This window comes from Rahnella sp. CFA14(1/10) (genome assembly GCF_004195095.1).
GTDB lineage: Bacteria > Pseudomonadota > Gammaproteobacteria > Enterobacterales > Enterobacteriaceae > Rahnella > Rahnella perminowiae.
The window spans coordinates 247,960-272,411 of the sequence record NZ_SEWS01000006.1; the positions used below are offsets into that span (position 1 = coordinate 247,960).

At 51.7% G+C, this 24,452-nt stretch carries 21 protein-coding genes; 8 read left to right on the forward strand and 13 right to left on the reverse strand.

Annotated elements, in window-relative coordinates; all coding sequences use genetic code 11:
* The first annotated feature begins 89 nt into the window (after positions 1-89).
* Positions 90-2,081: an RNA-binding domain-containing protein gene (locus tag EVX52_RS14095; RefSeq protein ID WP_129991529.1), complete on the forward strand. Its 1,992-nt coding sequence runs from the start codon at positions 90-92 to the stop codon at positions 2,079-2,081.
* Between the two features lie 19 nt (positions 2,082-2,100).
* Here the strand turns inward: EVX52_RS14095 and EVX52_RS14100 are convergent, their stop codons facing one another.
* Complete coding sequence (locus EVX52_RS14100) at positions 2,101-3,096, reverse strand: acyltransferase (protein WP_129991530.1); 996 nt, start codon at positions 3,094-3,096, stop codon at positions 2,101-2,103.
* A 237-nt stretch (positions 3,097-3,333) separates the two neighbouring features.
* On the opposite strand from EVX52_RS14100, the gene EVX52_RS14105 reads away from it, so the two are divergent.
* Complete coding sequence (locus EVX52_RS14105) at positions 3,334-4,572, forward strand: MFS transporter (RefSeq protein ID WP_129954005.1); 1,239 nt, start codon at positions 3,334-3,336, stop codon at positions 4,570-4,572.
* 65 nt (positions 4,573-4,637) lie between these two features.
* On the opposite strand, the gene EVX52_RS14110 is transcribed toward EVX52_RS14105, so the two are convergent.
* The 8 genes from EVX52_RS14110 to fdnG form a co-directional block, all read right to left on the reverse strand.
* Positions 4,638-5,255 carry a hypothetical protein gene (locus EVX52_RS14110; RefSeq protein ID WP_129991531.1) on the reverse strand — a complete coding sequence of 206 codons (618 nt, stop codon included), beginning with the start codon at positions 5,253-5,255 and terminating at the stop codon, positions 4,638-4,640.
* A complete protein-coding gene (locus EVX52_RS14115; RefSeq protein WP_129954008.1) occupies positions 5,255-5,575 on the reverse strand; it encodes a DsbA family protein in 321 nt (106 codons plus the stop codon). Before EVX52_RS14115 ends, EVX52_RS14110 begins: the two co-directional genes overlap by 1 nt.
* Before the next feature lie 405 nt (positions 5,576-5,980).
* A complete protein-coding gene (locus EVX52_RS14120) occupies positions 5,981-7,519 on the reverse strand; it encodes an aldehyde dehydrogenase family protein (RefSeq protein WP_129954010.1) in 1,539 nt (512 codons plus the stop codon).
* Positions 7,520-7,620: 101 nt separating this feature from the next.
* Positions 7,621-8,262: a glutathione S-transferase gene (locus EVX52_RS14125; protein ID WP_129954012.1), complete on the reverse strand. Its 642-nt coding sequence runs from the start codon at positions 8,260-8,262 to the stop codon at positions 7,621-7,623.
* Positions 8,263-8,347: 85 nt separating this feature from the next.
* Positions 8,348-9,262 carry a formate dehydrogenase accessory protein FdhE gene (gene fdhE, locus EVX52_RS14130; protein ID WP_129991532.1) on the reverse strand — a complete coding sequence of 305 codons (915 nt, stop codon included), beginning with the start codon at positions 9,260-9,262 and terminating at the stop codon, positions 8,348-8,350.
* Positions 9,259-9,918: a formate dehydrogenase cytochrome b556 subunit gene (gene fdoI, locus EVX52_RS14135; RefSeq protein ID WP_129954015.1), complete on the reverse strand. Its 660-nt coding sequence runs from the start codon at positions 9,916-9,918 to the stop codon at positions 9,259-9,261. The genes fdhE and fdoI overlap by 4 nt, the downstream gene beginning before the upstream one ends.
* Positions 9,915-10,826: a formate dehydrogenase subunit beta gene (gene fdxH, locus EVX52_RS14140; protein ID WP_129954017.1), complete on the reverse strand. Its 912-nt coding sequence runs from the start codon at positions 10,824-10,826 to the stop codon at positions 9,915-9,917. The genes fdoI and fdxH overlap by 4 nt, the downstream gene beginning before the upstream one ends.
* Positions 10,827-10,838: 12 nt before the next feature.
* On the reverse strand, positions 10,839-13,886 hold the full coding sequence (gene fdnG / locus EVX52_RS14145) for a formate dehydrogenase-N subunit alpha (protein WP_129991533.1): 3,048 nt from the start codon (positions 13,884-13,886) through the stop codon (positions 10,839-10,841).
* Positions 13,887-14,031: 145 nt separating this feature from the next.
* Here fdnG and fdhD point away from each other — a divergent pair, with 145 nt between their 5' ends.
* From fdhD to yiiM, 5 genes are all read left to right on the forward strand, one after another.
* On the forward strand, positions 14,032-14,874 hold the full coding sequence (gene fdhD, locus EVX52_RS14150) for a formate dehydrogenase accessory sulfurtransferase FdhD (RefSeq protein ID WP_129954021.1): 843 nt from the start codon (positions 14,032-14,034) through the stop codon (positions 14,872-14,874).
* Positions 14,875-14,924: 50 nt separating this feature from the next.
* Positions 14,925-15,332, forward strand: a complete 408-nt coding sequence (locus tag EVX52_RS14155) for an AAA family ATPase (RefSeq protein WP_129991534.1) — start codon at positions 14,925-14,927, stop codon at positions 15,330-15,332.
* Between the two features lie 720 nt (positions 15,333-16,052).
* Entirely contained in the window at positions 16,053-16,673 is a 621-nt protein-coding gene (gene sodA / locus EVX52_RS14160; RefSeq protein ID WP_129954025.1) for a superoxide dismutase [Mn], read from the forward strand.
* 267 nt (positions 16,674-16,940) lie between these two features.
* Positions 16,941-18,887 carry a methyl-accepting chemotaxis protein gene (locus EVX52_RS14165; RefSeq protein WP_129954026.1) on the forward strand — a complete coding sequence of 649 codons (1,947 nt, stop codon included), beginning with the start codon at positions 16,941-16,943 and terminating at the stop codon, positions 18,885-18,887.
* Between the two features lie 106 nt (positions 18,888-18,993).
* Positions 18,994-19,665: a 6-hydroxyaminopurine reductase gene (gene yiiM, locus EVX52_RS14170; RefSeq protein WP_129991535.1), complete on the forward strand. Its 672-nt coding sequence runs from the start codon at positions 18,994-18,996 to the stop codon at positions 19,663-19,665.
* Between the two features lie 65 nt (positions 19,666-19,730).
* Here the strand turns inward: yiiM and EVX52_RS14175 are convergent, their stop codons facing one another.
* Both EVX52_RS14175 and EVX52_RS14180 read right to left on the reverse strand, forming a co-directional pair.
* Positions 19,731-20,090 carry a YibL family ribosome-associated protein gene (locus EVX52_RS14175; RefSeq protein ID WP_129954030.1) on the reverse strand — a complete coding sequence of 120 codons (360 nt, stop codon included), beginning with the start codon at positions 20,088-20,090 and terminating at the stop codon, positions 19,731-19,733.
* Between the two features lie 65 nt (positions 20,091-20,155).
* Positions 20,156-21,655, reverse strand: a complete 1,500-nt coding sequence (locus tag EVX52_RS14180) for a PLP-dependent aminotransferase family protein (protein ID WP_129991536.1) — start codon at positions 21,653-21,655, stop codon at positions 20,156-20,158.
* Between the two features lie 144 nt (positions 21,656-21,799).
* Here EVX52_RS14180 and EVX52_RS14185 point away from each other — a divergent pair, with 144 nt between their 5' ends.
* On the forward strand, positions 21,800-22,408 hold the full coding sequence (locus EVX52_RS14185; protein WP_129991537.1) for a LysE family translocator: 609 nt from the start codon (positions 21,800-21,802) through the stop codon (positions 22,406-22,408).
* A gap of 130 nt (positions 22,409-22,538) precedes the next feature.
* Here EVX52_RS14185 and EVX52_RS14190 read toward each other — a convergent pair whose 3' ends face one another.
* Both EVX52_RS14190 and EVX52_RS14195 read right to left on the reverse strand, forming a co-directional pair.
* Positions 22,539-23,087 carry an MltR family transcriptional regulator gene (locus tag EVX52_RS14190; protein WP_014411435.1) on the reverse strand — a complete coding sequence of 183 codons (549 nt, stop codon included), beginning with the start codon at positions 23,085-23,087 and terminating at the stop codon, positions 22,539-22,541.
* 136 nt (positions 23,088-23,223) lie between these two features.
* Positions 23,224-24,372: a mannitol-1-phosphate 5-dehydrogenase gene (locus EVX52_RS14195; RefSeq protein ID WP_129954035.1), complete on the reverse strand. Its 1,149-nt coding sequence runs from the start codon at positions 24,370-24,372 to the stop codon at positions 23,224-23,226.
* Between the last annotated feature and the right edge of the window lie 80 nt (positions 24,373-24,452).

Consider the following 24,452-nt stretch of genomic DNA (forward strand, 5'->3'; position numbering starts at 1 on the left):
ACCGGGAAGTCACAAGAACACGTATATTATTTTCTCCTGATTAAGAATAAAATTCCTTCAGTACTTAACCATGACTTCAGGAAATTGAGATGTTTAAGATAACAGACTTAATTGATCTCCAAACCCTTGCTGAATCTGTCGAGTTAGAATTTAAACAAGCACAGGGGCAGGATGGTCAAGGGAAATTACCTCAGGATTTTTGGCCAACATATAGTGCAATGGCTAATACCCGAGGAGGCTATGTTGTCTTAGGTGTCAAAGAAAAAAAGGGTCAGTTCATTCCTGTAGGAATTAATGATCCGGAAAAAATCAAAAAAGAGTTGTTTAACAATCTTAACAATAAAAACCTGGTAAATATAAATTTGCTAACAGATGCAGATGTGCAAACAACACTTCTTGATAACAAACTCATCCTTGTGATCCATATTCCTATTGCAAACCGACATCAAAAGCCTATTTTCCTTAAAAATAATCCTCTTGAGTTTACCTATATCAGGCTTCATGAAGGCGATCGCCATTGTTCTCAGGAGCAAGTAAAAAGAATGCTGGCAGAGCAGGTTGAGGATAGCCGAGATGATAAAATTCTCACTGGCTTTGACCTGAATGATATTGAACAAGAAAGCCTGAATGCTTATAAACAACTTTTAGCGATTGCGAAACCACAACATCCATGGTTAGAGCTTAATAATTTCGATCTTATGACCAAAATTGGAGGCTGGCGTAAAGATCGTCAGACGGGTCAGGAAGGAATCACTCTCGCTGGTATTCTGATGTTTGGGACCTGGCAAGCTATTCAGGATGCAGTACCTCATTACTTCGTTGACTATCAGGAACGCCCGGAAGCAAAGACCGAGTTACGCTGGGTAGATCGTTTATGCCCTGATGGTACATGGTCAGGAAATATCTTTGATTTTTATCGACGGACATATCGAAAACTAACAACAGACCTAAAGATTCCATTCAAAATTAAAGATGGTGTGCGTCAGGATGATACATTAATTCATGTTGCGCTACGCGAAGCCTTAGTTAATACACTTGTTCATTCTGATTACACAGGACGCGCATCTATATTGATAGTTAAACGCCCCGATATGTTTGGTTTTCGCAACCCTGGGCTAATGAGAATCCCGCCAGAAATAGCAATAAAAGGCGGAGAAACTGATTGTCGAAACCGGCGCATGCACCAGATGTTTCTCAACATTGGTGCTGGCGAACGAGCCGGTTCCGGTATCCCAAAAATTTACAGCGGCTGGCAATCCGCAAATTGGCGCGCACCAAAACTTTATGAGAAAACTGAGCATACCGAGCAAACATTACTAGAACTTTCAACAGCAAGTTTGATTCCTGAATACATTTCAGCGCAGCTCCAAAAACTCTTCGGTACCAGGTTCAGTACCCTTGATGACTTTGAGCGCATGATCATAACGACTGCGGCGATAGAAGGGTGGATTAATCACCAAAGAGCCTGCCAGCTGACGAGCAAACACACGCGGGATGTCACGCTGGCGTTACCTCGTCTTGAGGCTAAAGGTTTTCTGGTTTCTAGTGGTGAGCGTAAGGATAAATCTTACAGCCTGCCGGGAATGGAGCAACCTCCTTCCCCTGAAGATGTATTTTCAAATGCGTTAAGTCTCATCTCTGACTTCACGCATAGCAAAAACAGCTTAACGCATAGTGAAGGGGACTTAACGCATAGCAAAAATAATCCGATGAGCCATGATGCAATGCTACCGAGAATAGATGAGCATCGAGACTCTCATGGCAGATATATTAGCCCTTTATTAGACCGACCTTTTGTAGACCAGCTTGACGCGTTGGAATTATCCTTTAGAAATTATTTATTAAGCCTTGCAAAACCTGCAAGAGAGAAAAGAAGATTAACCAATGAAGAGATGCGAGATGTCATTAGTACATTGTGTAACGAACATTACATCGCCATCTCAGTTTTAAGTGATCTTACAAACAGAACGGCTCAAAATATCAGACAAAGCCATTTAAAACCCATGGTTGAAAAGGGTGAATTAAAACTGGCTTTTCCCAATAAACCAAATACCCCAAAACAAGGATATACCGTTACATAACAACTGGGTTTCAGAGTATTCAGCTCACCCAGTTCCGGCGGTCTATTTTCCCCAGCCCCATCGCCAGAAATAATCCGCCGCCGAGTCCGCAGATAAACAAAAAGACCAGGTTCAGCAGCGGGTATTGCGGAAAGTCGAGATGCCGGCCGCGCAGGCCGGTGATGATCAGCGCATGAAAGCCGTAGATAGCCAGAGAGTGGCGGGAGATTAACGAAAATCCTGGCAGGAGACGTTGTGCCAGTGTGTTCTTGAAAACCACAAATAAAGACATCGCAGAGATAAATACCAGCGGACCACTGTAGATATAAAAGGTATCGGCGAAACTCTGATTAATCTGCATTTGCCGGTATGTGCCGGTGGCAATCGCCAGCGTGCTGAGAATGAACATGGCGCTGGCGACGAGCGTGATCGCCGTTTTTTCAGTCCTGAGCTGGCTGATGGCGCGGCCCAACAGGGCATATAGCACGTAATAGAAAGTGTCACCGCTAATGTATAAATCCAGCGGCAAAAGATGGATTTTGTGCCACGTCACGGCAGGAAGCTGCGGATTTGCCAGTACGCCGAACAGCATTGCGACAATCAGCAGGTATCTGCCGGATACGGCTTTAACATTAATCAGCGGGGAAAGCAGGTAAATCAGGATAATCGCGTAGAAGAACCAAAGATGGTAAAACACCGGTTTTTCCATGATAAGACGCAGAGACGGCCAAAACCCGATTTTTGTCATCGTGAGGATATAAATCAGCGAGACGGCGCTGTAGAACAGCAAACATAATGTGACTCGCAGAAAATGGCGTTTTTGCGCGCTCCTTTCCCCCAAGAACAGCGCACCGGAAATCATAAAAAACAGGGGTACGCAGACGCGCGAAGCGGAATTGAGCACGTTTGCCGCCGTCCATTCAGGGGTATTTACCGCAGCGAAATTGACGACCAGCGACGTGCTGGCGTGGATCATCACCACCATCATGCAGGCGAGTGCGCGCAGATTATCTATCCAGCTGATTTTTTGGCTCATTCCCGGTAATTTCCTTCTTATCGATGGGCTGTTTGCAGCCTAGCCAGCTTTTGGACGGCTAACAAGGCAAAAGTGCCGATCTCAGATTGTGCTGAACGTGAACCTGAACATTGCGTTGCGCTCAAATAATCGGCAAAATAGTCCCTATTACTGCCTCGCTTGCGAAACCCGCCCGGACAGTCTCTTATTTTCTGCTAATTTTCAAAGAATTAGCCTTACGTCTGTGAAATAACTACAATGCATAATTCTCCAAATACTGCTTCCCTTCTGGGTCGGCAGGCGCTTTTGTTCCCTCTGTGCCTGGTGCTGTTCGAGTTCGCGACTTATATCGGCAACGATATGATCCAACCGGGCATGCTGGCCGTCGTGGCTAATTTTAATGCCGGCGAAGAGTGGGTGCCGACATCCATGACCGCTTATCTCGCTGGCGGCATGTTCCTGCAATGGCTGCTCGGTCCGCTGTCCGACAGGCGCGGCCGTCGTCCGGTCATGCTCGCGGGCGTGAGTTTTTTCATCATCACCTGTCTGGCGATTCTGTTTGCGCAAAATATAGAACAATTTATGGTGATGCGATTCCTGCAGGGCATCAGCCTGTGCTTTATCGGCGCGGTCGGCTATGCCGCTATACAGGAATCTTTCGAAGAATCGGTGTGTATTAAAATCACCGCCATGATGGCTAACGTCGCGCTGATTGCGCCGCTGCTCGGGCCTCTGGCTGGTGCGGCGCTAATCCACGTTGCGCCATGGCAGTCAATGTTTGTGATCTTCGCCCTGCTCGCCGCCATTGCGCTGTGGGGATTGTGGAAATCGATGCCGGAGACCGCTTCCCGCCTGGGCGAACCGTTCTCCATGCCAAGCCTGCTGCGTGATTACAAGCATGTGCTGAAGAACCGCCAGTTCCTGTGTGGTGCGCTGGCGATAGGTTTTGCCAGCCTGCCATTGCTGACGTGGATTGCACAGTCGCCGGTGATTTTAATCAGCGGTGAAGGGTTAGCGGCCTATGATTATGGCTTGTTGCAGGTACCGATTTTCGGCGCACTGATTATCGGTAACATCACACTGGCGCGCCTGTCCGGCAAACGTACCGTCGAATATCTGATTAAACTGGGCGCAGGCCCAATGGTGGTTGGTTTGCTGATCGCAGCTGCGGCCACGCTGTTTTCCGCACATGCGTATCTGTGGATGACTGCCGGTCTGAGCCTGTACGCCTTCGGGATTGGTGTGGCGAATGCCGGTCTGTACCGTCTGACGCTGTTCTCCAGCGACATGAGCAAAGGCACGGTTTCCGCCGCCATGGGCGTCATCAGTATGTTGATTTTCACACTGGGCATTGAACTGGCAAAAGTGGCTTATGTCGAAGGCGGTGCGGGGATGTTTAATACATTCAATTTGTTAAGCGGTCTCGCCTGGCTGGCGCTGGTGGTGGTATTTCTGCGCAGCCGACAGGTGGTTCTGCCGCCAAACAGCGTGGTGTGATTTCGTTCGTTTCACCGCTCTGTTTCAGAACAAGACATGGAAGATCGCTCTCCCATGTCTTTCGTTTACGTCTTTCTATTCTTGTTTATTTCTTGGATGGATCGCAGCGCGGCAAGGTGTTCATGAGAAGCCCGGGTGGTATCAATGCCTGCGATGCAGATCTCGCCACTGTCAGGGATATCCAGTCCGCCTGACAGGTTCATCAGGGTGGATTTTCCTGGATAGGTTTTACTGGCAACAATACCTGCCAGGATATCCGAAACCATATGCAGCGGCGCAAGGATGACGGGTTTCCTGCTCTGATGCAGCGGTTTAACGAATTGATCTAACTGATATGCACAATTTTCCAGCTGGCTGACGACACGCTGATTTTTGCCATAAGTTGCCGCGTAATCCAGGGCTTTCCGGCGTTGCGCAATCCAGGTGAAATCGACGATGCCGGTGTCGTTTAACAAACACCGTTTATTTTCATTGGCGACCAGCGTCAGTGCTTTTTGATGTTTCCCTATACATCGCAGAAAACGCATCACATGCAACATTCCAAAAATAATTTCTAATGGCAATAACTTATAAAGAGACAGTCCAACTTTTATTATCCGGCTATAAAATAAGAAAATTTTATAGTTTATAGCCGCCCCCAAAGACATGCTGTGCAAATAGATCCATACCGGAACAAAGCGCATTATATCTCCAGTGGTTTATGCCTGGTAAGCAGGGAGATAAGTTGATCACCAAAAGCTTTAAAATCGCGATCCTGATAGGCAAGCCATTGCTTGTTTACAATAAATGCCGGCGTTGCAGAGACGTCATAATAGTTACTGACAGCTGACATATATTGAAGTAACGCTTTGACCGCCGGCGATGCGTTGATTTCGTGATATTTCCCAACGTCAATACCATTATGTTCCAGCCAGTTATTTAAAACAGTGTCGTCAGCTAAATCAATGTTATCTTTGATCACAGCTGTATAGATTTTTTCCCGATATTGAGACTCCAGCCCCATCACCTCAAGTGTTGCAAATAACGGTGCGTAACGGGCTAAACCACTCTGACCAAAGGTGCCGCATCGGAATTGAGAACAATATATTGATAATAGGCAACGGTGCGACCTATTGAAACAGCAAAAATGAAAATCGTATATATCACAATATATAAAAACCGTTTAAACATGACTCTCTATCCTTAGATATGAACATCCGTCCACGGTCACGTTTAAAATATTACAATTAGCGCATTCATAATGTTTTATTATTGAATTAACATATAAAATATTTATATAGGCACTTTAAGTTAACCGCTAAATGAGAGCAATGCACATGATGTATTAAGTAATCTCACTGACGATGGCGTTTTTATATGCCATCGTCAGCCGGAAAAATCAATTACGGTCAGAATGCGCGATCATTCCTCAGAAAAGCCCCATCGGTTTACTCGAATAAGAAACGAGTAAACATTTCGTTTGCTGATAGTGATCCAACATCATTTTATGAGTCTCGCGCCCGATACCGGACTGTTTGTAACCCCCAAATGCGGCATGCGCCGGATAAGCGTGATAACAGTTGGTCCATACGCGCCCGGCCTGAATATTGCGGCCCATGTGATAGGCCACATTGCCGTCACGACTCCAGACACCTGCGCCTAATCCGTAAGCGGTATCATTGGCAATTTGCAGCGCATCGTCCATATCTTTAAACGTGGTGACGGCCAGCACCGGTCCGAAGATTTCTTCCTGGAAAACACGCATGTTGTTTTTACCCAGCAAAATGGTGGGTTGCAGGTAATATCCCTCGTTCAGCGAACCTTCGAGTTTTTTCTTCGCGCCGCCGGTCAGTACCTCTGCGCCCTCTTTTTTACCGATTTCGATATAATCCAGAATGGTTTTCATCTGTCCGGCAGAAACCTGCGCGCCCATCTGGGTTTCAATATCCAACGGGTTACCGGTTTTAATAGCCTCAACACGTTTGATCGCACGTTCCATAAAACGTTCGTAGATAGATTCCTGAACCAGCGCACGGCTCGGACAGGTACAGACTTCACCCTGATTGAAGGCAAACAGCGCAAACCCTTCCAGCGCTTTGTCGAAGAATTCATCCTCTTTATCCATCACATCGGCAAAGAAAATATTGGGTGATTTACCGCCCAGTTCCAGCGTGGCCGGGATCAGGTTTTGTGCGGCATAGCCGGCGATTTGCTGGCCGACCTCCGTCGAGCCGGTAAACGCCACTTTCGCGATACGTTTAGACGTCGCCAGATATTCGCCGATCTCACCACCCGCGCCGTTAACCACATTAATGACGCCCGCAGGCAAAATGTCCTGCACCAGCTCCATCAACAACAGAACGGACAGCGGCGTCAGTTTGGCGGGTTTGAGCACAATGCAGTTACCTGCCGCCAGCGCCGGTGCCATTTTCCAGCACGCCATCAACAGCGGGAAGTTCCACGGGATAATCTGCGCCACCACGCCGAGCGGTTCGTGGAAATGATACGCAACGGTTTCGCTGTCGATTTCGCTGATCCCCCCTTCCTGCGCACGCACGCAAGAGGCGAAATAGCGGAAATGGTCGATGGCTAACGGCACGTCGGCGCCGCTGGTTTCGCGGATCGGTTTACCGTTATCCCAGGTTTCGGCGTTTGCCAGCAGTTCAATGTTTTGTTCCATGCGATCGGCGACTTTCAGCAGTAAATTTGCACGCTGCTGCACCGGCATTTTTCCCCATGCGTCTTTGGCCTTATGGGCGGCGTCCAGCGCCAGATCGACGTCATCGGTGCCGGAGCTGGCCACTTGGCACAGTACCTCGCCGGTCACCGGTGTCAGATTGTCGTAATACTGTTTTTTCACCGGCGCGACCCATTCACCGCCAATGAAGTTGTCGTATTGTTTTTTGAGTTTAAGCGGGAAACCGTATTCTTCCGGTTTGACGGCATGAGGATTTTTATCATAAGCCATGATGGAACTCCTTTATGCAGCAGGGATTAGCAGAGCGCTGCATAAAGTCTAGGCAGTGAAAATCGAACCGGTGGGATGTAAAGAGAACTCTTCGAGCGGCTTCACACCTTTTTAGCTGCAAAGCTGGCGTTACCACTCCCGGGTGGGGTGGTGCGCGCGAAACTCTCGCGCTGGAACAGGCGTTCTGCCAGTTTTACCAGTTCAGGACGCTCAACACACCAGCCCGGCGCGATACGCCGGAAATTGAGATAGCCCAGACAACAGGCGACAGCAATATCGGCCACATTGAGGCTTTCAGAATTGAGCAATGTACGGCTTGCCGCATGCTTTTCCAGCGCATCCAGCCCGCGCAACAGTTTTTCCCTCTGGCGCAAAATCCAGGCTTCGTTACGTTTATCAGCATCGCGGCGACCTTCCAGCACCAGCGCCACGGCGGCATCAGTGACCCCGTCGGCCAGCGATTCAATTTGCCTCACACGTAACGCGTCCAGCGGTTGCCACGGCAACAGCGTGGGTGCGACATTCATCAGTTCGATGAACTGCACAATAATCGGCGAATCATAAAAAATTTCGCCATCATCGGCCACCAGCGCGGGGACTTTTCCGAGAGGATTGTACTGTGTGATTTTGCAGCCCGGTTCGTGGGGCGTGTCGTTAATGAAATCAAACGGGATGCCTTTTTCCAGCAACATCACCGAAATTTTGCGCACATACGGGCTGGTATAACTGCCGATCAATTTCATCAGACCCTCCTCGTTTTCGCCGGAACCTCTATTAAAACTAGCAGCCATGCAGGGGTTTACCAGTCACGGCTGCCGGTTTTACCGGTTATTCAGCGGGAAACAGGAACGGGTTGATGCCGCTGCCGGAAAAACCTTTGTCCTCCAGACGGTCATCAAGTAACAGCGTCGCAAGGTCGTCCGCTACCGCGTCTGCCTGCGGGTCTTTATCCTGATAAATCACTTTCAGGTAAGCATTGCAATCGTCGCAGGCTTCGGCTTTCACCGTGGCCTGTTCATCGCCGATGGACCAGAGGTTTACATGTTCCATTGCATCGCAGTTGCTGCATTTTGCGCGCACGACATGCCATTCACTTTCGCAAAGATTACAGTGCAGATAGCGCAGGCCGCTGTGGGTACCAAACGCGATCACCGCAGAAACGGGAACGCTGCCGCACACCGGACAGAACAGACGATTTTCGCCATAATCTGCCCGCCCGACACCGCGCAGTTGCGCCGCCATCTGTGCCCAGTACAGCGACAACGCAGCCCAGATAAACGGGGCTTTGTCAGCCGGAACGTGTTTGAAATCCTGGCAAAGCAGCTCTGTCGCCATCATTTCGCGCTGAAGATTCGGGGAGTGTTCAAGGCGCTCAAGCACACCGAGCACCGGCTCTGACGCGCCGTGTTTGAGCACCCTGATCAGCGCATCCAGCAATGTAAGCCAGTGCGGCGTTCGTGGAAACAACCGGCAATCGAGCGGCGGTTTACCCGCCGCTTTCGCTAATTCATCACGCAGGTCGACAGTGAGCGGGAAATCTTTCAGCACGCGCTGCTGGGCATCGCAAATCGCCGCAGCAAAATTCAGATATCCGTCGAGCGGGCTGTCTTCGGCCAGTTTACGCAGGCGATCGGCACGGCGCTGATACAGCGTTTTCAGATTGGCGAACAGTACCGGCGGGATATTCCCCGCCGTGGTTTTACCGTCTGCCAGCGCGTCCCGGGGAACAATCTGGATGCTCATCCGGCTTTCCTCTCATCTTTATCTTGTTCTTTCTTCAACGCTTCAGCACGCACCTGACGGTACCAGCGTGGATGGTGATACTTCGCCCATGACGCAGGCACTTTACCGCCGGTCATCGCCGGGATAGAGCCTTTCGCCCAGGTCGCAGCGTAGACATGCATGATAATCACCAGAATCAGGCCGATGCCGGCCAGCGAATGCACCAGCAGCGCCAGACGGATCAGCGGGATCGGGAAATAACCGGCAAACCACGGACGCCAGATAATGACGCCGCTGGCCATCAGAAGCACAAGACAACTGATCGCCGCCCAGAACACGCATTTCTGACCGAAGTTGTAGCGCCCGGTATCGCCGACCTCATGGTTGGTCAGCACTTTACCGATATTTTTCACCCACACAATGTCGTCTTTTTCCGGCAGGTTGTGCTTCCAGTAGCGCAAGAACATGCCGAGGAAAGAGATGAACATCACCACGCCGAAAAACGGATGCAGGATACGCGCCATCTGGGGTGTGCCGTAAATGTTCATCAGCCAGTTAAACGACGGGAAAAAGAAGCCGATGCCGCTGAGGGCGAGCGTCACAAAACAAAAGGCAACAATCCAGTGATTGAGACGTTCCGCCAGATTATAGCGCTGGATTAACTTCTCTTTTTTCATGGTCGTTTCTCCTCATCATCATGTTTTTCTTCCTCTTCTCTGTGCTCATCCTCTTTCACGTAGTTCGGCCCCACGCCCAGGAAATGGAATGCTGCGGCGGCGAAGGTTACTGCGAAGCCGACAGCAGCCAGTGGTTTCCAAACCCCTTTCCACAAGGTGACCGCCGCGCTGATGGCCGGATCTTTTGGCAGGCCGTGATACAACTCAGGATTGTCGGCGTGATGCAGCACGTACATCACGTGCGTACCGCCAACACCCTGCGGATCGTATAAACCGGCATGATCAAACCCGCGACCTTTCAGCTCGCTGACCCGTTCTGCAGCTAAATCCTGCATGGCGGTTTTCGTACCGAAATGAATTGCACCGGTCGGGCAGGTTTTCACACACGCCGGTTCCTGACCCACACTCACACGGTCAACGCACAGCGTGCATTTATAGGCACGGTTATCCTGTTGATTGATGCGCGGAATGTTGAACGGGCAACCGGCGATGCAGTAACCGCAGCCGATGCAATGTTCCGACTGGAAATCGACGATGCCGTTGGCGTACTGCAAAATCGCGCCTTCCGCCGGACAGGCTTTCAGACAGCCCGGATCGGCGCAGTGCATACAGCCGTCTTTGCGGATCAGCCATTCCAGCTTGCCGTTTTGTTCCACTTCAGAGAAACGCATCACCGTCCAGGATTTCGCACTGAGATCCATCGGGTTATCGTAAACGCCGGTGTTGATACCGACCTCATCGCGCAGGTCGTTCCATTCGGAACAGGCGACCTGACAGCCTTTACAGCCAATGCAGGTGGTGACGTCGATAAGTTTCGCCACTTCCTGCTGATGGTCACGGGCGCGCGGCGCTGGCGTCAACCCGTTGGTTGCGGACTTACGCAGTATGTCCTGAGATTGCATTGCCATAATTCGCCTCCGTTAGACCTTTTCCACGTTAACCAGGAACGCCTTGAATTCCGGCGTTTGCGAGTTAGCGTCACCGACTGACGGCGTCAGCGTGTTGGCTAAATAACCTTTACGCGTCGCACCTTCAAATCCCCAGTGGCACGGGATGCCAATGGTATCGACGTGCTTACCGTCGATGGTCAGCGGCCGGATGCGCCTGGTCACCACGGCTTTGGCCACGATGAATCCGCGCTTCGAAGACACTTTCACTTCATCACCCTGCGCAATGCCCTTCGAGGCGGCCAGACTTTCGCCGATCTCGATAAACTGCTCAGGCTGCGCAATGGCGTTGAGCAACGCGTGTTTGGTCCAGTGGCGGAACAATTCGGTAATTGAATAGGTGGTCGCCACATACGGGAAGTCTCGGGCGGTGCCCATATTCGGCAAATCACTGGCAAAAATACGCGCAACCGGGTTCGAGATAACGTCCGGATGCAGCGGGTTGGTGCCAATCGGTGATTCGATAGGTTCGTAATGCTCGGGGAACGGACCGTCGGCCATTTTGTCGGTCGCAAATAAACGCCCGACGCCTTCCTGTTGCATGATGAACGGCCCGACACCCGAACCCGGCGCAGCGGCGCTGTAATCCGGGACGTCAAAACCGGTCCACTTCGCACCATCCCAGCGGATGATTTCGCGTTTCGGATCCCACGGCTGTCCCTGCGGGTCGGCGGAGGCGCGGTTATACAGAATGCGGCGGTTGAGCGGCCAGCACCATGCCCAGCCGGACGTGCAGCCCAGACCGGACGGATCGGCGTTATCGCGGCGCGCCATCTGATTACCGGCTTCCGTCCAGCTTCCCGTATAAATCCAGCAGAAACTGGCCGTGCTGCCGTCATTTTTCAGATGGGCAAATGTTGAAAGTTGCTGGCCTTTTTTCGCCAACAGATTGCCCTGATCGTCATGAATATCGGCCAGCGCTTTGCCGTTGGCTTCGCGGGCGATCTCTTCCGGCAACGGGTCGAGTGGATCCTGATAATCCCACGCCATATTCAGCACCGGCAGCGGGTTCGCACCGCCTTCTTTCTGATACAGTTCGCGCAGTTTCATAAACAGACGGGCGATAATTTTGCCGTCATGCAGCGCTTCACCCGGTGGCTCAGAGGCCTGAAAGTGCCATTGCAGCCAGCGACCGGAGTTGACTATTGATCCGTTTTCTTCGGCGAAACAGGAAGACGGCAGGCGGAACACTTCGGTCTGAATATCGGCGGTTTGTACGTCGTTCATCGCGCCGTGGTTCTGCCAGAAATTCGAGGATTCGGTGACCAGCGGGTCGATCACCACCATGTATTTGAGTTTCGAGAGCGCGCGCGAAGATTTGTTTTTATCCGGGAATGCCGCCAGCGGATTGAAGCCCTGCACGATATAGCCGTTGAGTTTGCCTTCGGTCATCAGCTCGGTCTGTTGCAACACATCGTAGCTTTTGTCCCATTTCGGCAACCAGTCAAAGCCCCAGTCATTTTCCGCCGTGGCATGTTCGCCCCAGAAGCTTTTCATCATGCTGACGAAAAAATTCGGCGTGTTTTTCCAGAAATTGACCTGTCCGTCCACCAGCGGCACGGGGGTGATTTGTTGCAGATAATCAGTAAAACGGGTCTGTTTTTCAGACGGCAAAGGCATGTAGCCGGGCAGGTTCAGAGACAACAAACCGAGGTCGGTATAGCCCTGAATATTGGAGTGACCACGCAGGGCATTCACGCCACCGCCGGGCATACCGATATTGCCGAGCAGCAACTGGATCATCGCCGCACAGCGGATGATTTGTGCGCCGCCGGTATGGTGCGTCCAGCCCAGTGCATACAAAATGGTCGACGTTTTGTCGCGCGCACAGGTTTCCGCCAGAATGGAACTGATCAGCAGGAAATCTTCTTTCGGGGTGCCGCACAAGCGCTCCACCAGTTCCGGCGTGTAACGGGATACGTGCGCTTTCAGCAGATTCCACACACAGCGCGGGTCCTGCAACGTTTTATCCTGTTTCGCGAAGCCTTTTTCATCAAGCTGATAGTGCCAGCTTTCCTTGTTATAGGCTTTTTTCGCTGCGTCAAAACCGCTGAACAGCCCGTCGTTAAATTCATAGTCTTCACGCACCAGCAGGCTGGCGTTGGTATATTCCCGGACGTATTCGGTCTGGATTTTATTGTGGGTGATCAGGTAGTTGATCATACCCAGCAGGAAAACCGTGTCGGAACCGGCGCGGATAGGCGCGTAAATATCGGCCACGGCAGCACTGCGGTTAAAGCGCGGGTCGACCACGATGACTTTAGCGTTGTTTTTGGTTTTGGCCTCAATCACCCATTTGAATCCGACCGGATGCGCTTCTGCCGCATTTCCGCCCATAATCAAAATCACGTTGGCATTTTTGATGTCGACCCAGTTGTTGGTCATCGCGCCACGACCGAACGTAGGCGCTAATGCTGCAACGGTCGGGCCGTGACACAGCCGGGCCTGGCAGTCGATCGCCACCATACCCAGTGCGCGGGTGAATTTCTGATCAAGCAGACCGGTTTCGTTACTGGCCGCTGAAGAACACAGCATACCGGTGGTCAGCCAGCGGTTGACCGTGACGTTATTGTGATTTTTCTCGACAAAGTTGGCGTCGCGGTCATCTTTCATCAGGCGGGCGATACGGGAAATCGCCTCATCCCAGGAGATGCGCTGCCACTTATCGGAGCCGGGTGCACGGTACTGCGGATGTGTCAGGCGGCCTTCACTGTGGATGTAATCCAGCACACCTGCACCTTTCGGGCACAACGAGCCACGACTGACCGGATGATCGGCGTCACCCTCTACATGAAAGATATTTTCAGTGACATTTTTTGCGCCGTCGCCCTGGCTGTAAATCAGCATGCCGCAACCTACGGAACAGTAAGTGCAGTTGTTGCGGGTTTCACGTGAGCGAAGCAGTTTGTATTGGCGGGTTTCCGCCAGCGCCAGGGTCGGCGTGAATCCTAATAATGCTGCTGTGGTGCCGGCCATACCACCCGCACATATTTTGAATAATTGTCTTCTGCTGACTTGCATGAAAGACTCCTTCCCATCATTTAGACACACATTGCTTTTCAAATTGGCGCTTTCATGAACAACGTCGAAAGCGGTAAAATTAAGGTATAAAGTCCTGACTTTTTGTACGGCTTATGTAGCCGGAATGTTTATAAGGTTATTGCTAATGGATGTCCATCACGTAAACGAACTGGGCGAAAAAGATGACAAAAAAGTGACTCAGATCATCGGAGCGAGCCAAAAACCGGTGATGCAACGCACACATCTCAATGAACCTGAAGATGACTGGATTGCTCAGGAAGTGCCCGTCGCTCTGGTCTATAACGGCATTTCACATGTGGTGATGATGGCGTCGCCAAAAGATTTACAAGCCTTTGCGCTGGGCTTTTCATTGTCAGAAGGGATTATTGAATCCACCGGTGAGATTTACGGGATGGAGGTGACGCCAAACTGCCACGGTATAGAAGTTAATATCGAACTGTCGAGCCGCCGTTTTGCCGGGCTGAAAGAACGCCGCCGGGCTATGGCGGGCCGCACCGGTTGCGGAGTCTGCGGCATCGAACAGTTAGACGATCTGTTCCGCCCGCTCGCGCCACTGCCGTTTACCCAAACGTTTGAGCTGGCGAATCTGGATAATGCGCTGCATCAGCTGAAATCCGTACAGGAAATCGGCCAGCTTACCGGTTGCACCCACGCCGCTGCCTGGATCACGCCGGAAGGTCAGTTACTGGGTGGATGCGAAGATGTGGGCCGTCACGTGGCGCTGGATAAAATGCTGGGTATCCGTGCCAGACAGAGCGACTGGAAATCCGGTGCCGCGCTGGTATCAAGCCGCGCCAGTTATGAAATGGTGCAAAAAGCCGCCATGTGCGGCATCGAAATTCTGTTCGCCGTCTCCGCCGCCACCACGCTCGCGGTCGACGTCGCCGAAAAATGCAATCTGACGCTGGTCGGTTTCAGCAAACCGGGACGGGCAACGGTGTATACGCATCCGCAGCGGCTGAGGTAAACTCAGCGCAGAATTTGAACAGTTATCCATCAGAATAATAAGGAAATCAAATGCGGCGGCCGTACCGACTGGAAAGCATAACTCTCAGGGATGTGGGCGTATTCGAGAATACGCATTTTGATTTCCCACCGATTAAAAGCGCAGAAGCTGATGCTGAAAAGGCAGAGATCCATATCTTCACCGGCCCGAACGGCTGCGGGAAAAGTACTCTGCTGTATGCGCTGGCGGCGGTATTTGATGAAGCAACGGGGGACATGTCTTTAATTAATTCGCGGCTGGCGACAAAAGACAACCGTGTTCATTACATGTTTGACCATCAAAACGGTTCATATAGCGGGTATAAGTTTCTGGCTCAAGACGGTGACAGCCTTGGTTATTCTGATTCAAGCTATTCAGAAATTATTTATGAATACCATCAATCTGCAAAAGCATTCCTTGATTCTGGAAGAGATTTTTGAAGTGAAGGAACAGTTTGATGTCGAAAACGTTTCCGCTGGTATTCAACCAAATGCTATGAAAATGTCCGCCAAAAGTTATTCGACGCAAGCCTTCAACATTGTGCATTTTGCGACGGACTGACCGGTGCTGAAAGCCGCCAGACCATCGAACATTTTAAGCCCAAGGAACGCCACGCCTTTCCGGAACTGGCTTTCCACTGGCAAAATCTTTATCCCTGCTGTGACCGCTGTCAGAGTGAAAAAGGTAACCGATATGATCCCGCACTGCTCAACCCTGATGATCTCGAATATCATTTTGATGATTACTTCGTGGCAAATTACCTGACAGGTGAAATTGAAGTGTCTCCGCTCGCCAGCACGGAAAACTGTCACAGAGCATGTGTTACTCTTGAGCTATATGGATTAAATCTGGATATCCGTACTGCGCGTCGTAAATGGGAAGCGCAGAAATCCGGAAACAGAACTCTTAGATGACTTCAGTTATCGCTATTTCATCAAGAACAGCTAAAAGCCCCTTTAAGCACCGCGTGCCTTTAGACAATTTAGGATTGTTTGCGGTTATCTGGTTCTAAGCCCCGAATAACAGGCGCTTACGCGTATCTATCCGCTGGCGGGGACAGAGATAATCATTTTCAATATCATTTAATTAACTATAATGATCCGACTGATTACGCGGTGCTCACAATGACGGTGCCGCCCTACACTACGGAGACGATGAACATGAGTTATTCACTGCCATCACTGCCTTACGCATACGACGCACTCGAACCGCATTTCGACAAAGAAACGATGGAAATCCATCACACTAAACATCACCAGACTTACGTTAACAACGCTAACGCTGCGCTGGAAAGCCTGCCGGAACTGGCTGCACTGCCGGTTGAAGAACTGATCACCAAGCTGGATCAGGTTCCTGCAGACAAGAAAGTCGTTCTGCGTAACAACGCAGGTGGCCACGCTAACCACAGCCTGTTCTGGAAAGGCCTGAAAACCGGCACCACACTGCAAGGCGAACTGAAATCTGCCATCGAACGCGATTTCGGCAGCGTTGACGCTTTCAAAGAAACTTTCGAGAAAGCAGCGGCAACCCGTTTCGGTTCAGGTTGGGCATGGCTGGTACTGAAAGATGGCAAACTGGCCGTCGTTTCTACAGCTAACCAGGACAGCCCGCTGATGGGCGAAGCCATTTCCGGCGCTTCCGGTTACCCGCTGCTGGGTCTGGATGTGTGGGAACACGCTTACTACCTGAAATATCAGAACAAACGCCCTGACTACATCAAAGCCTTCTGGGCTGTTGTAAACTGGGACGAAGCTGCAAAACGTCTGGCTGAAGCGAAGTAATTTCGCACTGCCGCCCAGCACGGGCAAGATGTCTTAGCCAATGGCGGGTCTGTGACCCGCTTTTTTATGTCCTGAATTTGTACGCATGCTCACTGTTTCACAGCGAATTATTCTTCTGTTTCCCACCATTATTAGACCCCGCTCGCATTAATCAAAAATACGCCACACATCCTATAAAGTTTATGAAAAAGCCTACCGATAGATTGTTCACAAAGGCGTCACAAAACCGCATGTCTATTTAAAAGGGATGTTTGACGGAGAATGATTATGAGTAACGGATCGGGTCTTTCGCAGTGGATGAACAATCTTAAGGTCGGCACCAAACTGGGTCTGGGTTTCGGCCTGGTGCTTTTGATCGCGGCCGTCATTACCACTGCGGGAATGATTAAATTTAACGACATCAGTCAGCGTGCGGAAAAAGTCGATTTCAGTAATCAGATGAATGCATTACTCAATGATGCCCGCCTCAGCCGTACGCTTTATCAGCTCAATTACAATCCGGTGTATCTCAAACAAAACCAGGACAACATTGACGCACTGTCGCAACTGATAACCCAGTCGAAAGACAAGCTGGACTGGGATACCGCCAGTCAAACAAATCTCGATCAGGTGCCGGTGAAAATCCATGAGTACCAGCAGGCGCAGGCCGCATTCAAAGAAGCCGTCGATCGCAAAGATGCGGTGCGGGCCAGCTGGAATCTTTCCGAGACGGAAGCCGTGGTGACGCGTTTGCAGGATCAGTTACGCGTAGAAGATGCCGATCCTTCCATTCGGCTTTCACTGGCTGAAGTGATTCAGAAACTGATCAGTGTGCGTTATAACGTGCGCGGCCTGTTGCTGAACATTAATAAAGAAACTGAAGCCAAGCTGTTGAAGTCAATTGATGATACACAAGCGAATGCTAAAAAACTCAATGCATTATTGTTGCCGGATCAGCAGGCCACACTTGCCCCGCTGATGAGTGCACTGGCAACCTATAAAAATCACGTTCAGGCGTTCATGCCGGCTTATGAAGATGAACAAAGAAATTCACAATTGCTGTCAGTAAAAGCCGCAGAGATGAACGCCCTGGTAGCGAAAATCTTTAAAAATGAACTGATTAACACGCATAAAGACATACGTGATGCGCAGAACATCATGATGGTGATTACGCTGATCGTACTGCTGGTCGGGATTATCATTGCATGGCGAATCACCCGCCAGATTGCCCAGCCGCTGCGTGATACGCTGAAAACAGCAGAGGCGATTGCGCAGGGTGACCTGACTGTGGCGCATCCGACCACACGTCGCGATGAACTGGGCATGCTGATGAACGCGGTATCCGCAATGAGCCAGAACCTCAGCACCATGATTTATGAAATCCGCTCCGGTGTTTCACAGGTATCTCACGCGGCGGCGGAAATCGCTGCCGGGAATACCGATCTTTCCTCACGCACCGAACAGCAGGCTGCGGCCGTCGAAGAAACCGCCGCCAGCATGGAAGAACTGAGCGCAACAGTGAAACAGAACGCTGATAATGCCCATCACGCCAGCAAACTGGCCAGCGAAGCTTCAGGTACCGCGACGCTCGGTGGCAAACAGGTCGGCCAGGTGGTCGACACCATGCAGCAGATTTCCGGCAGCTCAAAACGTATTGCTGAAATTACCTCCGTCATCAACGGCATCGCGTTCCAGACCAATATTCTGGCGCTGAACGCCGCCGTTGAAGCCGCCCGGGCCGGTGAACAGGGGCGCGGATTCTCCGTCGTCGCCTCAGAAGTCCGCACACTGGCACAGCGCAGTGCGCAGGCAGCGAAAGAAATTGAAGGACTGATTGCCGAATCCGTTGAGCGGGTGAATACCGGTGCGAAGCTGGTGGAAAACACCGGACGAACCATGCAGGACATCGTAAAATCGGTCTCGCATGTGCGCGATATTATGGGTGAAATCGCCTCTGCTTCTGACGAACAAAGCCGTGGCATCAGTCAGATTTCGCAGGCGATTGTCGAAATGGACAGCACGACACAGCAGAATGCCGCGCTGGTTGAGCAGTCTTCCGCCGCCGCTGATTCACTCGAAGATCAGGCCGCGACGCTGACCCAGGCAGTCTCGGTATTCCGTCTGGCTGATAATGGCGACAGACTGGATGCGCCAGCATCCGCCGCGCTGCGCCGTCCGACTCTGGCACTGCCGGCACAAAGCAAAACCAGTCAGGATAACTGGGAAACGTTCTGATTAACGATTTAACCTGCGCACCCGTTTGTGTGCAGGTATTCCTTCTACTCCCGCTGTCGAATGCAGGTTATGCTTGAGCAAGTGACCTTTCAGCAGCGGAGAGCTTATGCATTATCCCGACGTATATATCGGTACCATCGAACATTATCCCGATTTTTCATCCAGTGCGATTGCCAAACGTCAGGTTGATGGCAGCATCGCTTTAACGCCGCTCGGGCTGGAAAATGATCAGCAAGCCGAAAAGTCTTATCACGGTGGCGCTGACCGCGCGCTGTGCCATTTCCCCCGCGAACATTACGCCTGGCTGCGCCAGCAATTTCCCGAAGAAGAAGACCGCTTTCATCCCCCTGCGTTTGGCGAAAATCTTTCAACGCTGGGCATGACCGAAGATAACGTGTTTATCGGCGATATTTTCCGCTGGGGCGACGCGCTGATTCAGGTCACCCAGCCGCGCGCGCCCTGCTACAAGCTGAATCATTTTCTCGACTGCAAAAACCTGTCGCCGTTGTTACAACAAAGCGGACGTTGTGGCTGGTTATATCGGGTCGTCAGTACCGGAAATGTCAGCGGCGACCGGCCGCTGGAATTGCTGACGCGCAACAGCGAGGTGTCTGTTGCAGAAGCGATTTCTATCGCCTTCAACATGCCATTTGATGAGGAACAGTATCGCCGTCTGATGTCTGCCGCAGGGATCTCCGCCAGCTGGAGTAAAACCATGCAAATGCGGCTGGTAAACCGCAAGATCGAAGATTTTGGACGACGATTGTTTGGGAAGTAATGTTAACGCCCTCCTCCTTCGCAGGAGGAGGAGCAGGGCAAAACTTCACCCCCGGGAGTATGAGTTCAGAATTCTTTCTTAGAAAAACCGGTCACCGCTTTCAGGCCCATTTCGCGGCCCAGCGCCGTCATCGGGTGAACCACCACGATACCGCGTACGGTTTTCTTCAGCGTGCCCATATCAGCCTGTTCTTTCTTGGTGATTTCACGGCTGAACAGCTTTTCCAGCTTCTGCGCTTCGGTGCTGAGTTTTTTCTCACGCACGGCTTTCAGACGCGCGATTTCTGCCGCGAGCTTTTCTTTTTCTTCTTCGTGCTTAGCGATTAACTCAGCGTTACCCGCCTGAATCACGGTCGCATCTTTGTGATTCAGTGCATCCAGCATATCGCTGAGACGTTTGATCTCGGCTTTTTCAACTTCTTTCATGATTTCAGATCCGTTCATGCCGCAGCGGGCACGATTGTAAATGGGGAATAATAACCGTCAGTGTATCAGGAAGTGCGGGATTCTTCAGCTTGCTCCTGCGTTTCTGCCAGCCCCGGAGGCAAACCGCACATCTCACAGGCCCGCTCACCAATGCGGATCATTGCTGAAATATAGCGTGTATCAAAAACATAGCAGCACGACAAACGCAGGCCATTGGTGTAGCGGCCGCTGGGTGAATACAGTTGCCCCGGCGTCATACAAATTTTATCTTTCAGCAACTGGCGGAACAGCGTGACGCAGTCGACACCCGGCGGGAAATCCACCCAAATCACAAATCCGCCTGCCGGCTGTGTGGCACGGGTGCCTTGTGGAAAGTGGCGGGCGATTAGCGCGCGTGCCTGCTCAACCTGCGACGCGTAGCGCTTGCGTAAAGCCCTCAGATGATGATCGTAACCGCCTGACTCCAGAAACAGCGTCAGCGTTTGGGAAAGCAAAGCGGACTCTGCCATTGACGATACAGCTTTCAGTTTATGCAGCTTATCGGCAAAGCGTCCGCCTTCCACCCAGCCGATGCGAAAATCGGGGGCCAGCGTTTTGGTAAAGCTGGTGCAAAACAGGATCCAGCCGTCGCGGTCAAAGGCTTTTACCGCCGGAGACAATGTCGCGCCAAATTGAATTTCCGCGTACAACCCGTCTTCAATCAGCGGGACATGGTGATCGTTCATCAGCCGCGCCAGCCGTTTTTTTGCCGCCAGCGGCATAGTAAAGCCCAGCGGATTTTGCGCCGTCGGCATGGCGATCACCGCATTCAGACGTTTCTCGGTCAGCAGCATTTCCAGCACATCCAGCGACAGGCCAGTTTGCGGATCCGTGGGGATTTCCACCGCTTTCAGCCCGAGACTTGCCAGCATCGGCAGCAGGTAAAAATAGGTCGGCGTTTCCAGCCCGACGCTGTCACCGGGTTTGGTGGTGACGCGCAACGCCAGCTGTAACGCTTCCATGCAACCGTGCGTAATCGTGATATCTGCGGGTTCTAAAATCATACCGAGCGCCAGTGCACGGCGGGCAATTTGCTGGCGTAACGCCGGGCTGCCCGGCGGCAGCGCGTATTGCCCGATCAGATTGGGCTGACGACGCAGCAGTGATGCCATAATTCGCCCCAGCTTGCCGGTCGGGTAAAAATCGTTCGACTGCGGGCAGGCCAGCGATAAGTTGGTATAGGTGGGGTCAATTTGTGAGGCGAATACTGTGTCGATCAGATCCAGCACTTCATCTGCGGGTTTTGCGGCTGGCGTTTGTGGTTGTTCCTGTGGCTGATGGTTCAGCGCAGGCAACGCGGCACGGACATAAAAACCCGACTGCGGGCGTGCCTCGATAAAGCCGCGATCTTCCAGCCGCCGGTAAGCCGCTACCACAGTGTTGATGCTGACTGACCAGGTTTGTGCGCTGCGCCGCACGGACGGCAAACGGCTGCCCGGCGCGAGTGTGCCACGGCGGATAGCGTCCGCCAGTTGTTCTGCCAGCTGGTTATATCGGGTGTCGCTGAAATCCGCGGTGTCAGTCATGGTGTCAGTTCCGTAAAAAGTGATGGGTACAGTTTTGGGTTACGCAATCTGTAACCATAACAATAGCGTATTTCTGGTTCTGTTACCTTCTCTGTTCAGCGTTTACTCTGGCTATCTGGAAAACAGGGGATGCAGGAAAACAACATGATCGATACCGCTTTTGTCAGTTACGTCACTGTGATGTCAATTACGCCCGGCCCGAATAATCTGTTGCTGGCGGCTTCCGGGGTGAATTTCGGGCTGCGCCGCAGCGTGCCGATGATGCTGGGCATTACACTTGGCTGCGTGGTGCAATGTGCGCTGATGACTTCCATGCTGGCGATTCTGCTTAGCTGGATGACGGTGGTGCGTCTGCCGATGGCGGCAGTGGGCTGCGCCTATCTGTTATGGTTGTCGTGGAAAATTTACCGTTCCGGTTCGCCAAAAGAAGGGACCAAACAGCAACCGATGAACATGGTTAATGGTGCATTATTTCAGGCTGTGAACCCAAAAGCCTGGCTGATGGCGACTAATGTGGCGATCTTATTCACCCCGCCTGATGGCAACATGCTGCAACATACACTGCTGATTTGTATCGGCTTCGCGCTGATCAATCTGCCCTGCATTCTGGTGTGGGTAGTGATGGGTGACAGGTTACGTCAGGCATTACGGGTAGAATGGAAGCTGAAAATGTTCAACACGATCATGGGCGGCATGATGGCGTTAACCGCGCTTTGGCTGCTGGTGGGCGAAGTGCGTCATGCGATTCACTAAAACGAATCCCCAAAATAGTTCGGGTTGCAGAAAGGCGGCAAGTGATGGAATCCTGATGAGCTTACTCAAGTAAGTGATTCGGGTGACCGAACGCAGCTAACGCATCTGCGGCCCGAAGTATGACGGGGATTCACTTTTGCACCGGAGAAAGCCTGGAAGGCTGCTGATTACTGATATGGGCAATCAGCCCGGTCACGGAAAGCACCATGGTGGAGCGGACGATTTGCTGATAACGCTGGCGTTGCATGGCGATCAGCGATTCGTCGGCTTCCCCGGGTTTCAGGAAGGTCGGTGCCGGCGGCAGTTCTGTCACACAATGCAATTCACCGAACGGGCCGAGAATTTCATCATCGGTAAAACGATACTCTTCGCCGTCGTAATTCAGCTCTTCACGCAACGCCATCAGTAATTCCGCATCTTCATACTCGTGACGGCTGATTACACCCAGCGCATAAATCAGTTTTAAGCGAACAGACAAATCACCGAGCGGGCCGGTGCCGGTCAGTAAAGGTTCGACTGCATATTTCACCGCGTAATCGTCTTTGCGGAAAACCTGCACGACCAGAATATCCAGCGCTTCCGCCAGTAACTCCACAGCGGTCATTAAAAAGCTGCGCACGGTTTTACCCGCATTGAGCTTTTCAAGGACACGGTTTTCAAACGCCTGAGCTTTTTCCATAGGGCTTACTTGCATTAAAGAGCCGGTGCCGACAGCGCCCCTGGCGTCATCCATGATGCGCGCATGTCGGACAGAGACATCCTGCCCGACAGGGCTTTCTTTGCCTGGTGTTGGCGAAATCAAAATAAACGCAGTATCAGCGCATCGATTCGTAGAGAGCGACGGCTTTCGCCACGACTTCGCCATCTTCTGGCAGACCTGAAATCTGGGCGAGGGCTGCTTTTGGCCCCACTTTCTCCAGCAATTCTACCAGTTCTTTCGCTTGCGGATCCTGCTCGCTGCGATAATGCATCGCGGCCGCAATTCCTCTCACCAGGTTGTCGTTCGGCAGGCGATATTCCTGCGTACCCAGCAAAGGTTTGATCAAACGATCGCCTGCGCTCAGTTTACGCAGTGGCTGACGGCCAACGCGTTCAACATCGTCATGCAGGTACGGATTTTCGAAACGAGTCAGAATCTTTTCGATGTACGCGAAATGTTTTTCCGGGTCAAAACCGTAACGGCGGATCAGCACTTCACCGCTCTCCTCCATCGCACCACGAACCACCAGACGCACTTTCTCATCAAGAATTGCATCACGAATTGTCGCATGGCCTGCCTGCTGACCCAGATAGGCGGTGATGGCATGGCCGGTATTGAGGGTGAACAGTTTACGTTCGACAAACGCCATCAGGTTATCGGTCAGTTCCATGCCGGCGATTTCCGGCAATTCGCCTTTGAACTGGGTTTTGTCGACGATCCATTCACTGAAGGTTTCAACGGTAACTTCCAGCGGATCGGTGGTGCCAGCAGCGGCAGGCGGAACGATACGGTCAACCGCAGAATCGACAAAGCCGATATGCGCTTCAACCCAGGCTTTTTCATCTTCCGGCAGCGCATTGAATACGTGCTGTTTGAACTGGCTGGTGCCGCGCACCATGTTTTCACAGGCAATAATGTTCAGCGGCTTTTCGTTGCCCTGCTGATGACGCAGCACCAGACCTTTGGCGACGTTTGGCGCGATTTTTTCCAGCACGGTCGGGCCGACGGCGGTGGTCACCAGATCGACTTCAGCGATCAGGTTGATGGCCTCCTGACCAGCGCTGTTCACGGCATTCACATTCGTGACAGGCTCAATGGTGGCCTGCTCACCGACAACGTGCACGTCATAACCTTTACGGCTGTTCAGCGCGTCCAGCAACGCAGGGCTGACATCCGCAAACGTCAGTTCAGCCCCGGCATCAGCAAGTAATTTGCCAATAAAACCGCGACCGATGTTACCTGCACCAAAATGTAATGCTTTCATAATATTTCCTTCAAATCGGGGGCCATACTTTATGGTAAAAAGCTTTGGGTAAAGCCGGGAGCCGCCCGGCTCCGAATCAA

Coding starts and splice junctions, on each gene's coding strand:
- EVX52_RS14095 (WP_129991529.1), top strand. CDS start 90: ATGTTTAAGATAACAGACTTAATTGATCTCCAAACCCTTGCTGAATCT.
- EVX52_RS14100 (WP_129991530.1), bottom strand. CDS start 3,096: ATGAGCCAAAAAATCAGCTGGATAGATAATCTGCGCGCACTCGCCTGC.
- EVX52_RS14105 (WP_129954005.1), top strand. CDS start 3,334: ATGCATAATTCTCCAAATACTGCTTCCCTTCTGGGTCGGCAGGCGCTT.
- EVX52_RS14110 (WP_129991531.1), bottom strand. CDS start 5,255: ATGCGCTTTGTTCCGGTATGGATCTATTTGCACAGCATGTCTTTGGGG.
- EVX52_RS14115 (WP_129954008.1), bottom strand. CDS start 5,575: ATGGGGCTGGAGTCTCAATATCGGGAAAAAATCTATACAGCTGTGATC.
- EVX52_RS14120 (WP_129954010.1), bottom strand. CDS start 7,519: ATGGCTTATGATAAAAATCCTCATGCCGTCAAACCGGAAGAATACGGT.
- EVX52_RS14125 (WP_129954012.1), bottom strand. CDS start 8,262: ATGAAATTGATCGGCAGTTATACCAGCCCGTATGTGCGCAAAATTTCG.
- fdhE (WP_129991532.1), bottom strand. CDS start 9,262: ATGAGCATCCAGATTGTTCCCCGGGACGCGCTGGCAGACGGTAAAACC.
- fdoI (WP_129954015.1), bottom strand. CDS start 9,918: ATGAAAAAAGAGAAGTTAATCCAGCGCTATAATCTGGCGGAACGTCTC.
- fdxH (WP_129954017.1), bottom strand. CDS start 10,826: ATGGCAATGCAATCTCAGGACATACTGCGTAAGTCCGCAACCAACGGG.
- fdnG (WP_129991533.1), bottom strand. CDS start 13,886: ATGCAAGTCAGCAGAAGACAATTATTCAAAATATGTGCGGGTGGTATG.
- fdhD (WP_129954021.1), top strand. CDS start 14,032: ATGGATGTCCATCACGTAAACGAACTGGGCGAAAAAGATGACAAAAAA.
- EVX52_RS14155 (WP_129991534.1), top strand. CDS start 14,925: ATGCGGCGGCCGTACCGACTGGAAAGCATAACTCTCAGGGATGTGGGC.
- sodA (WP_129954025.1), top strand. CDS start 16,053: ATGAGTTATTCACTGCCATCACTGCCTTACGCATACGACGCACTCGAA.
- EVX52_RS14165 (WP_129954026.1), top strand. CDS start 16,941: ATGAGTAACGGATCGGGTCTTTCGCAGTGGATGAACAATCTTAAGGTC.
- yiiM (WP_129991535.1), top strand. CDS start 18,994: ATGCATTATCCCGACGTATATATCGGTACCATCGAACATTATCCCGAT.
- EVX52_RS14175 (WP_129954030.1), bottom strand. CDS start 20,090: ATGAAAGAAGTTGAAAAAGCCGAGATCAAACGTCTCAGCGATATGCTG.
- EVX52_RS14180 (WP_129991536.1), bottom strand. CDS start 21,655: ATGACTGACACCGCGGATTTCAGCGACACCCGATATAACCAGCTGGCA.
- EVX52_RS14185 (WP_129991537.1), top strand. CDS start 21,800: ATGATCGATACCGCTTTTGTCAGTTACGTCACTGTGATGTCAATTACG.
- EVX52_RS14190 (WP_014411435.1), bottom strand. CDS start 23,087: ATGGAAAAAGCTCAGGCGTTTGAAAACCGTGTCCTTGAAAAGCTCAAT.
- EVX52_RS14195 (WP_129954035.1), bottom strand. CDS start 24,372: ATGAAAGCATTACATTTTGGTGCAGGTAACATCGGTCGCGGTTTTATT.